Genomic DNA, 11,257 nt, shown 5'->3' on the forward strand with positions numbered 1-11,257 from the left:
CTCTCAATTACTGTAACATAAAAATTGATCAGCTGACGTACTAATAAGTAAACTTCATATTTAAACAGATGCGTTAAACGTTAAAAGCCCTTTTGTCCATCTGTTCATCTTCGTGTACTATATCTGAAATCTTCATTGGTTTCTAGCCATACAATAAAAGATGAGTTTCTGTACATAAAATTAGATAGCAATTGATAGTGTATAGTTACTTAATAAATGAGAATATTTTTACATGATAAAAGAGAACTAGAATGTCTAGTTCTCTTTATCTAATTCCTATGACTAGGCTATCTCTTGCTGCTTCGACTACCTCCGTGCTTATTTTATCAAGTCCGTTGATATCCATAATTCTATCAATCTGCGCAAATAAACGGTGAATCAAACGAAAATTGCCTTTTGTGATTTTTATGATAGTGGTAATAGCCTCATAATCAGAAAAATCTTCAAGTTTTAAATCAAATCCTAAGTCCTGCCACTTATACTCTAAGATATGATGTGTCTCATCCTTACTGAGTCTTTCAAATTCATGCGCAAATCCTATTCTTGAATAAAGCTGTGGGTATCTTGAAAGCTTCTTTTCAATTCCAGGCATTCCTATGAATATCATTGCCAGGTCATAAGTATCATAGATATTTCTCAGTTGTTCCAGATGCTGCACTTTAAGCCTATCAATCTCATCGACAATGATTAATTTGATTCCAGAATAACTATCAGTAAATTTCGCACCTTCTTCATTATATTTATCGACTATATAACTGGTCTGTACTCTACATATCTTAGAATCAATGCTATCAATCTGTTGACTTATTTTTGTCTGGTGTTCTGCTGGAGCAGTATAGAAGATTTTATCTACTTTTAGAATACTTTCATCAGCTTTCATTAAAATTTTTTTGATGTTGATTTCTTTAATCTGGCTACTGATATTATCCCAGTCACAGTAATATCTCGAAGAAAGTGTCTTTCCTACACCTGGCTGCCCATAACATATTCCAATATATTTATATTTAATACATGCTTCACAAAACTCGACGAATCTCTTATACTCCTTTGTCTCAATAAAAGTGGGTCTACTCATTTATATACCTCTTTAATTTTTTGACATCTTTTTTACTGGTATCAGAGTTATTTTTACTTTTTTCTTCTATTAATATATCCTTCGTACTTAGATCAGAAATCTGTTGCTTGATTTCCCTTCTTCTCTTATTCCTCGCATATTCAAGGTCTTTGATATCAATAGAATACTCTGCAAGTTCCGGTGCAATGGCAGTACAAAGGAATTCACTTTCATAGAACACACGGATTTCTGCCAGATCATTCGGATTATAGCGGATTAACACCTGTTCTCCGATATATGCTGCAAGATTGGTATTGGTATATTTAAAACCTTGAAAATGTATCCCATCTGAATGTATCTTACGAGTCTTTGCTATTTCCAGTAGTAATAAATCTAGCTCTTCTAAACTTATCGGCATATTTGGCATGAAATTATTTCTATTCCACATTTCTACTGGAGAGGATTTTTTCGTACTGTGTATCTTGTGATTATATTCGTGAACAAGATAATGATGTAGTTTTTGATTGAATTGCTTGTAATCGAGTAATTCTTGATTATCGGAGTTTCCTAGATATCCTGGCATTTGTTCTAGAAACATCTGATTGATACTTAGAAAAAATCTTTCAATCTTTCCTCTTCCTCTGGGTATGCCTACCTTAGAAAAAATTAAATTTATCTTTAGGTCCACTGCTACTTGTTCCAGGTGATTTGAAGTGAAGTCACTACCATGATCGGTATAGAACTTTTCTGGTATCCCACAAATGGGCCACTTCACATCAGCTTTGTGCCATATGGCTTGATGCAGTGTCAATGCTGTATTCTTAGCATTTGGACTTTCAAAACTGACGTGATATCCTGCCACTGCACGACTATAATCATCTAATATGATGGTCAGCCAAGGTCTATTAACATGGCCTTTCTGATCATAAACTAGAATATCCAGCATGGTGTGATCAGCCTGCCAAATCTCATTGGGTTCTGTTGATTCTCTCAACTTAACAAGGTCATATTTATTGGAATAGAATGAATCGCCCTTATGAGCATAGTCAATCAATGAAATCGGCATGCAATTGACGATATCATAAACTTGCTTGTAGCTTGGGGAAGATATTTTATTATCTTTACAGAATGTATCAATTTTTCGATGGATTGTAGCTATACTGATTCTCTTATTTTTAAGTCTGATTTTTTGTATTTCTTCTATTATAATAGAATCTACTTTTCTGGTTCCTGAATCAGATCTTTTTCTATGAATCAAACCCATCAGACCATCTGATTGATAGAGTTTCTTCCATTTATATAGTGTACTGATTGGAACTCCCGATTGAAGGGATATATCTTTCATCGGATATGCATCAAAAATGTTGGATTTTATGATATTAAACTTGGCTATCGCTTTATTACGTTGTTCATCTGAATAACTAGTGAGTCGATTCTCCATACTTTTCATCTTCTCGTTCCTCCAGTTTCTCTAGATAACGATAAATCGTAGTACGTGATACTCCCCATTTCTCCGCAACAGTTTTAATAGGTGTTCCATTATCAACAAGTGTTTTCATCAGATGAATATCATGCTCAGTCAGCTTCTCAGGTCTTCCGCCCAAGCGACCTCTTGCTCTCGCAGCCATCCGTCCTGCTGCTGATCGTTCTAATATCAGATTACGCTCAAATTCTGCAAATGCTGCAAAGAGATGAAAAAGTAATTGTCCGGTTGAACTGGATTTATCCATCGTAATATTTTCCTGTATACTATGAAAACTTACTCCTCTGTCATTCAATGTATTGACGATGGAAATTAAATCCTCCATATTTCGTCCTAACCGATCCAACCTCCAAACGACAACTGTATCTCCTGACCTGGCAAAATTAATAACTTCATCAAGACCTTGTCGTTTACTTTTGGCTCCACTGATTTTATCAGTAAATATTTTTTCACACCCATAACTTTCCAGGCTATCTTTTTGTAAATCCAAATTCTGTAATCCGGTCGAAACTCGTGCATAACCTATTTTCATAATGTTCCTCCTGTCAAAATCATTGTAACATATCTTAAAATCAGACACCTTAATGAACGTAGAATATTTGACGGGTTTTTGAACGTGACATGATATGTTTTTTACCCAAAAAATAATGAAATATCGAGTGTACAGAAAAAGAGGAGTTTCTGTACACTCATTATTTCATCATCGGATTATTTCACGGGACCTTTATTAATTAACGTCTTCACATCTTTTACAATCTCATTCTTAGGGAATTCTTCCTGACCGGTGTCTTTACCGACATAATCTTTTATCACTTTACCGTTCTGATCAATCAGATAGAATGAGGTGCCATGTGTAGCCTGATCAGTCCCAATGGTCGGGGCGGCGACAAGCGCCTTGAAATTTTTTGCCGCAAAGTCTGCGATTTCTCTTGGTTTATATCCTGTCACAAGCTTCCATTTACCATCAGTCTGATCCAGGTCTTTTACATAATTTTTTAGTTTAGTCGGAGAATCTACTTCAGGGTCTACACTCATGCTGAGAATCCCATAATCTTTAACTCCTTTTTTTTCGAGTTCGTCTGTAACATCACTCATATTTTTGGTCATCGGCGGACAGACCGTTTCACATTTCGTAAATATAAAGTCTACGAGCCACACTTTTCCTTTCATCTCTTTCGTATTGAATGTTTTCCCTTCCTCGTCAGTTGCTGTGAAACTGGATAGTTGATTGCCATAGCCTTCCTGGACTTTTACGTTTCCACAGCCTGCCAGTACAAGCAGTAGGATGAGTAAGATTGATTTCTTCATTAGATATTCTCCTTCATTCAATTATATAGTTGATTAATATCGATTCTTATATTATACTACATTCAACTAATTAATTGAATAAGGAGTTTTTAAATGACTAATTATACGTGTGATGTCGTCTGTCATAATGAAGAACAAGTCAGTCGAGTGAAACGTCATCTAAATCAATTACCGATGAAAGATGTTACGTTGTTCCTTAAAGCCATCGCAGATGAAAACCGTTCGAAGATTGTCAGTGCATTATGTGCTGAAGAGGAACTATGTGTCTGTGATATCTCCTGTATCCTGGATATTTCAATCGCCAATGCCTCCAGTCATCTAAGGAAGCTTCATAAACAGGGAGTCGTCAAAACAAGGAAGGATGGTAAACTGGTTCATTACAGTCTTGATGATCAACACGTCAGACAGATCATGGAAATGACCATCGAACATATGGAGGAAATCGCATGAGTACGAATAATGAGAAAAAAGCCTACCGCATACAGAACCTTTCCTGCTCAAGCTGCGCAAAGACATATGAAGCTAATCTGAAAGCATTACCTAATGTAATCGATGCAGAAGTTAATCATACGGCTGCGAAGATTTATATTACTGGTGATGCGACGATTGCGGAGATGGAGAAAGCCGGCGCATTCGATAACGTTAAAGTGAGAGATGTCAATGAACGTAAAATCGAAAAAGAAAATTTCTGGAAGAAGAAAGAGAATTATCCTGTCTACTTGGCTGCTGTCATCGTTCTTATCAGCCTGATCCTTTCCTTTACTTTAGGAGAGAAACATATTCTGCCGACAATCGGTTATCTGGCGGCAATCATCATCGGAGGATATTCTCTTTTCATCACCGGATTTAAAAACCTGATTCGATTGAAGTTTGATATGAATACATTGATGACGATTGCGGTTATCGGTGCTACCTTAATCGGAGAATGGCAGGAAGGAGCGACTGTTGTCATCCTGTTTGCGATAAGTGAAGCACTGGAACGCTATTCAATGGATAAAGCGAGACAATCCATCAATCTTCTGATGGATGTTGCGCCATCAGAGGCATTGATTCGAAGAGATGGTGCTGAACAGACAATGGATGTCACAGATATTCGGGTCGGTGATATCATGATCGTCAAACCGGGTAAGAAAGTGGCAATGGACGGCATCGTCATTAAAGGTCATTCTACAATCAATCAGGCGGCTATCACAGGAGAAAGTGTGCCGGCAGCCAAAGGGATAGATGATGAAGTTTTTGCGGGCACCTTGAACGAAGAAGGATTGATTGAAGTCAAGGTCACAAAACTAGTCGAAGATACGACGATTTCCAAGATCATACATCTTGTTGAGGAAGCACAGGCAGAACGTGCTCCTTCTCAGGCGTTCGTCGATAAATTTGCTAAATATTATACACCAGCCATTATGATAATCGCAGTCTTAGTCATGCTGATTCCACCATTATTACTGAATGGTTCATGGCATGAGTGGTTGTATCAAGGCCTTGCTGTATTAATCATTGGATGTCCATGTGCCCTTGTCGTTTCTACACCTGTCGCAATAGTGACTGCAATCGGTAATGCAGCTCGTCAAGGCGTTCTGATCAAAGGTGGAATACACCTTGAAGAGGCAGGTCATATTGATACGATTGCATTTGATAAGACCGGTACATTGACTGAAGGTATTCCTGCAGTCACTGATATCTTCCCTGTTGATAATGATTCACTTATCAAAGCAGCTGCACTAGAGAATGGTTCACAGCATCCTCTGGCAGCAGCTATCCTTCGTAAAGCAGAAACAGAACAGTTATCTTATCAAGCTGTGACAGTCGAAAACTTCCAGTCGATTACAGGTAAAGGCGTAAAAGGAGATATTGATGGTAGGACGTATTATATAGGTAGCCCGTCATTATTTGAGTCGCTTGGACTCGGTAGCGATGAGAAAATCGAAACGTTACAGGCAGATGGTAAGACAGTGATGTTATTTGGTAGTGATAAAATTGAGTTGATCATCGCGGTAGCTGATGAGCTAAGACCTGAGGTGACAGCCGTCCTTAGAGAGTTGAAGCAGATGAAACTTAATACGATGATGCTGACAGGTGATAACGAAAGAACAGGTCAGGCGATCGGAAGACGTGCAGGATTGGCGTCAGTCCAGGCTAACTTGATGCCTGAAGATAAACTTAACATCATACGTGAAACAAAGAAACAGCATAAAGTTGTGATGATTGGTGATGGAGTCAATGATGCCCCGGCGCTTGCAGCTGCTGATATTGGTATAGCGATGGGGGGATCAGGTACAGATACTGCATTAGAGACTGCTGATATCGCCTTGATGTCAGGTGACCTGAATAAACTTCCCTATACTATCAGGTTAAGCAAAAAGACATTGAAAATCATTAAACAGAATATTACCTTCTCACTGATTATCAAACTGATTGCCCTACTACTGGTCATCCCCGGATGGTTGACCTTATGGATTGCCATCTTCTCAGATATTGGAGCCACTTTGATTGTCACACTCAATAGTATGCGACTAATCAGGCTCAAAAATAAATAATATTAATTGAAACCGAACGATATACATTACAGTATGTCGTTCGGTTTCTCATTTATTGAATTAAATTTTTCTAGATTAACAAATAAATTTACATGATAGAAAAGTTCATTAAAAAGAGTGTACAGAAAATGGAGACTTTCTGTACACATACTCACAATATGATCTAAAAAATTGTTTCTATTAAATAATCATCACTTTTAAAGATTTCTTCTATAGTATTATCATTTATCTTCTCAATCTTTATAAACAATATTGGATCACTATAATATGGGGAAGGATCATGATGGGGTTCAGAAAAGCACCTTCCTTTTTTCATTAGAAATGATCAGAGCTTTATTCCCAAACAAGTTTATTAAAAAACTGTTTCAATAAAATAGTTTTCATTTTCAAAGATGTCTAAAAGTAAATTACCTTTTAGACTTTCTTTTATTAAGAGTTCTCTGCTGTCTTTATAATGTGGAGATGGATCGTGATTTGGTCCAGATAATACTCTTCCTAAGTGATCATCAGAAATAAAATATAATTCGCCTTCATAGTAGAACTCTATTTCTCTTCCAGTATCCAACAAATGTAGAAAATGTTCGAATGTAATCTTTTCTCCTATAGGCTTTAAGTCATATTTTTTATGGTACTCATCTGTATGATAATTTTTATAAAAATCCGCTGCATCCATTTCAACTCCTCCAGTCTCTAATGTTTTGTTCTTTTCCCGTTTGGAAAAGTATGCGTGTGAGGGAACTTAATATTTTGCTTCGGACTAGCACTATGAAAAAAGTCTACATCCATTTCAGGTTTACCATTTTTATCATAATATCTTCTTTGCTTTAATTTACCATTTGATATTAAATCTTTTGAAGAGTTAGGTGTTCCTTTGAAAGGCAACGCAGTATCACCCTTTTTAGATACTTTTGTACTATGCCTCTTCGTTTTTCCCCAATATTTTTTTGCATTACTATAACTTCTATAAGTTTTGTCAATATACTTTGTACTTCTTACTGTAACTTTTTTTCCTTTCTTAAAAACGGCTTTCGTTACAACGACTACTCCTCTCGCTATCCATGAACTAGCAATAATAATTATTCTAAGTATCGGATTCTTTCCATTACTATCAATTTTTATAATGGGATTGTTATCTGCATAAGCATATCCATTATGCATTCCTACTCTCTCATCAGCACCTAAATCAGGATCCACTGATAGGAATAAGCCATGCTTAGGATGATAGTATCTCGCCATCAGATAATACTGACTGGATTCATTGTCATAAAAATATGAGGCATATCTAAATGGCTGTCCCTTCAGATTTGTATCTTTGACATCTTCCTTCAGCACATTACCCCAGCTGTCATATTCATAAGATGCCTGAAGATTCCCTGACATATCCGTGATACTGATGATGTCACCCCGATAATTCTTATGATAACTGTAATACTTGTCATTGACCTTCAGTCCTAACAGTTCACCGTCCTGGTCACGGATGTACTGACGAATAACCTGACCGTCCTGACTTTCTGCCATCAGATGATTAGTGTCACTATCATAGTGGTAACGAGTTGTCGTCCCGTTATGAACCTTCGCGATACGACGTCCCTGTTCATCATACTGGTAGGTCCATGTCTCACCAGTCGATTTCTCAGTCAGCTTTGTCATCTGCCCTAAGCCATCCCATTCATAGGTGAACTTACCGTCACCGGTTCTGTTACCGTCTGCATCATAGCTGATGGACTCACTGCCGAACTGGGTCAGCTGGTTCATGATATTGAATGTCGCATTCACACCGTTGATAGATGTCCGGTTGCCTCGCTTGTCGTAGGTATAGCTGAAGGTCTTATCGCCTATCTTCTCCTCAGTCAGCTGATCCATCGCGTCATACTGATACGTGCTGACGACACCATTTGACTGTTTCTGACTCATGTTACCATACTGATCATAGCTGTACTGATCATTGACAACGTTCGCAGTACCTGTCTCTGAAACCAAGCTTTCAATAGCCCCGTTGTCACCGAACTCATACTCGACGCTTCCGGTATTCATCGGCAGCTTCGTCTGATTGACCCGGCCGAGTTCATCATGTCTGAACAGCCATTTGTTCCCTGACACTTCCACTTTATCAAGGCGGTTGACTTTATCATAGCCATAGATAGATTCAACGCCATTGAATGTCATGGATGAGGGAAGGTCGGTCTTGATACTGTCGATTCCAGTGACATATTTATAGCTCTGATTGATACCGAAGTAATCAGTGATACTCAGTAGTCTTCCCTGACCGTCACCGGCTGAACTGGTCAGTGTATTCTCATATGAATAACGTTTGCTCTTACTGTTCGTGCTGTCCTTAATCTCTGTCAGGTTGCCGTCAGCATCATACACATAGTCAAAGAGATTCTTCGTCCCATCGCTGACTGCCGTTGTATCGCCTTCACTGTTATATTTATAGACGATGGATTTCCCGGATGGCAGATCGATACGGGAAAGGTCACCGGTCTTGTCATTATAGGCATACTGTGTGACCTTACCGTCAGCTGTCTTCACCGAACTGATTCGGTTCTTATTATACGTATAGGATGTATCCTGTCCTTCAAAATGCTTAGCTGAGACCTGGTTCTTCTGATTGTAGTCATAAGAAATGACGGCGCCATTCTCCGCAGTGGTCTTAAGGAGGTTGTCCTTATTATCATAGACATTACTTCGTTTCTTGCTGCCCTGCGTGACACTCAGCACATTACCGAAGGCATCATTCTCATAGACCACAGAAGACTTGGAAAGTCCGGATTCCTGAGTGACAAAATTGTTCTGTTGGTCATAAGTGGTCTCTTCGACAGCCCTTCCTTCAGATACTCGGACGGCATCGAATAAGGTCTCACCGTCCTTATTAGTGAGCGTCACATCGACCGTCTTGATGGCCGGCTTATTCTCTGCACTGAACTGAACAGTCTGTCTCTGCCATAAATCATTGTTCTGGTCCAGTGTCTGGAACGGCTGTTCCAGTGTCGCCTGCGTTCCATCACTGTAAGTGACAGTCGCCTTGAGGGTGTCAGAAGCATTCGCATTCTTGCTGAGTGCTGTGACATAAATCGGTTTCGCAGTAGCCTGAGCGATATTCACTTTCTGCGTCGCACTTCCGCCTGCAGAAAGCTGAAGTGCCTCTGAACCTTCAAAGCCCGATGCTGATGCAGCGCCTGAAGTCAGGGACCATTTATCTGTCCCGTTAAAACCACCCTGTTCTACAAAGTTGAACGGTGTGACTGATGTTGAGTGTCCTGCCTGCGCCGTCTCAATCTGAATCTCATCAAACATCACGGTTCCGGCTGTTGCTGATAACTCAACGGAAGCTTTGACAGTACCTGTCGGTGCCACTTCCTCCTCCATCTTACGGATCCATCTTCCTTCTGCTTTCGGCGAAGGAATCACTACAGATGAGATGACTGCCGAGGAACTGTTAAGAAATTTCAGCGTGATAGCGCCTTTAGATGATGTAGACAGTTTGAATGAACCTGAAATATTCAAAGGCTGTCCTGCCTTGAAAGGTATATCCTGAGTGACATTCTGACCTGAAAGCTTCAGTGCCTTACCATTTATTCCACCATCGACAACTGTTCCACCCGAGAAGGTATTTGTATTTTCAAAACTTCCACCTTTCAGCAGGTTCGATCCTGCCGCGAGAGAAACACCTGTCCGTGATTCGTTACCGAACTGGTTATACTGAGTGAATCCGATGACTGCATCCTGAACGGAATAGTCAGCGACCTCCTCACGGTCAGCATTCAGTGCGACTTCATCCTTGATATTGAACTCATCCGTCGTAGCGATGACATCATCCTGATTGGCTGCATATTCATAGGTCGTCTGGGATGTTGCGTCCTTCTCCTTGACGACATTTCCATCAAGCTCCTGGTCTGTCTTATTCGCAGATTCACGTCTGCCGTAGTCAGAAATCTCAACCTCTCCGTCAGGATGGGTTGTCTTTGTAATTCTATGATCCAGCCATTGGAACGTCGTGATCTTTGCCGGATTACTTTCGGTACGATTCTCAAGCAGATGCCCCTGTTTATCAAAGGTCGACTTTTCAGTCACACGTTCCTCACCGGACACTTCAGCTGAAGCACCGTTGTCCTCCTTAATAAGGGCGTAATGAGTGGTAATACCTTCATCATCCTTGACGGATTTCAGTACATCCTCCTCATAGACAGCTGATATCTGATGGCTGCCATCAATATTGCCTGGCATGCCGTAAATCTCGATTTCGCCCGGATATCTGACATCCTCCGGTGAAACTTCAGTGCCGTCAGCGTTCAGTGCATATTTCTCCCTGTAACTGTATGTGTATGTGCCATCAGGTCCTGTCACTGAAGTCAGGCGTTTGAATGAATCATACTGATAAGTATAGATACGGCTTGCTGCATTTGAGTCAGAGCTGCCGGACACAGTCATCTTTGTCACCAGATTCTGATCATTGTACTCAAATTCAATCCGGTTTTTCGATACTGTGGTATTCCCAGGATCAGAGGCACTGAGTATAGTTTTCAGCTGCTTGATTCCATCCGTATCCTCATAGATAAAACGGACTGCATTTTTCTTTCCTGTCTGTTTGGCATCATATTCTATACGATTCAGAAGTCCATCTTTTCCGTAGACTTCCTGTGATCCGTCCTCATCCTTGATGATATACTCTCCGTTCAGGATATTGAATTCATAGTCAACTCCTGTCGGCGCCAGAAGCTTTCCATCCTGATTGATGAATAAGTGAATGGAGCCGTCCTCCTCTGTATACTGGACGACCTTCGGCGTGACAGCTGTATCTTCAATATTCAGTCTGCGTTCAAATCCACTCATCCATCCGAGACCGAACATACCTGTATGATTGGTCTTCGAGTT

At 39.8% G+C, this 11,257-nt stretch carries 8 protein-coding genes; 2 read left to right on the top strand and 6 right to left on the bottom strand.

The genetic code is table 11. The features are described from left to right. Positions 1 to 265: 265 nt before the first annotated feature. The 4 genes from ERX35_RS05050 to ERX35_RS05065 form a co-directional block, all read right to left on the bottom strand. Positions 266 to 1,075, bottom strand: coding sequence for an AAA family ATPase (locus tag ERX35_RS05050; protein ID WP_149458825.1), 810 nt, complete (start codon positions 1,073 to 1,075; stop codon positions 266 to 268). After that, entirely contained in the window at positions 1,068 to 2,504 is a 1,437-nt protein-coding gene (locus tag ERX35_RS05055; protein WP_149458826.1) for a Mu transposase C-terminal domain-containing protein, read from the bottom strand. Before ERX35_RS05055 ends, ERX35_RS05050 begins: the two co-directional genes overlap by 8 nt. Next, entirely contained in the window at positions 2,476 to 3,069 is a 594-nt protein-coding gene (locus ERX35_RS05060) for a recombinase family protein (RefSeq protein WP_149458827.1), read from the bottom strand. Before ERX35_RS05060 ends, ERX35_RS05055 begins: the two co-directional genes overlap by 29 nt. A gap of 176 nt (positions 3,070 to 3,245) precedes the next feature. Next, on the bottom strand, positions 3,246 to 3,845 hold the full coding sequence (locus tag ERX35_RS05065; RefSeq protein WP_149458828.1) for an SCO family protein: 600 nt from the start codon (positions 3,843 to 3,845) through the stop codon (positions 3,246 to 3,248). Positions 3,846 to 3,938: 93 nt separating this feature from the next. Between ERX35_RS05065 and ERX35_RS05070 the strand changes: the two genes are divergently transcribed. Together ERX35_RS05070 and ERX35_RS05075 are read left to right on the top strand one after the other, a co-directional pair. Beyond that, on the top strand, positions 3,939 to 4,295 hold the full coding sequence (locus tag ERX35_RS05070; RefSeq protein WP_149458829.1) for an ArsR/SmtB family transcription factor: 357 nt from the start codon (positions 3,939 to 3,941) through the stop codon (positions 4,293 to 4,295). Further along, on the top strand, positions 4,292 to 6,382 hold the full coding sequence (locus ERX35_RS05075; RefSeq protein ID WP_149458830.1) for a heavy metal translocating P-type ATPase: 2,091 nt from the start codon (positions 4,292 to 4,294) through the stop codon (positions 6,380 to 6,382). The genes ERX35_RS05070 and ERX35_RS05075 overlap by 4 nt, the downstream gene beginning before the upstream one ends. A gap of 352 nt (positions 6,383 to 6,734) precedes the next feature. Here ERX35_RS05075 and ERX35_RS05080 read toward each other — a convergent pair whose 3' ends face one another. Both ERX35_RS05080 and ERX35_RS05085 read right to left on the bottom strand, forming a co-directional pair. Further along, on the bottom strand, positions 6,735 to 7,055 hold the full coding sequence (locus ERX35_RS05080) for a hypothetical protein (protein ID WP_149458831.1): 321 nt from the start codon (positions 7,053 to 7,055) through the stop codon (positions 6,735 to 6,737). Between the two features lie 17 nt (positions 7,056 to 7,072). After that, positions 7,073 to 11,257, bottom strand: a 4,185-nt coding sequence (locus tag ERX35_RS05085; protein WP_149458832.1) for an RHS repeat-associated core domain-containing protein, incomplete at its 5' end; no start/stop codon positions are given.

Source organism: Macrococcus equipercicus (assembly GCF_004359525.2).
In the GTDB taxonomy this organism is placed as follows: Bacteria; Bacillota; Bacilli; order Staphylococcales; family Staphylococcaceae; genus Macrococcus; species Macrococcus equipercicus.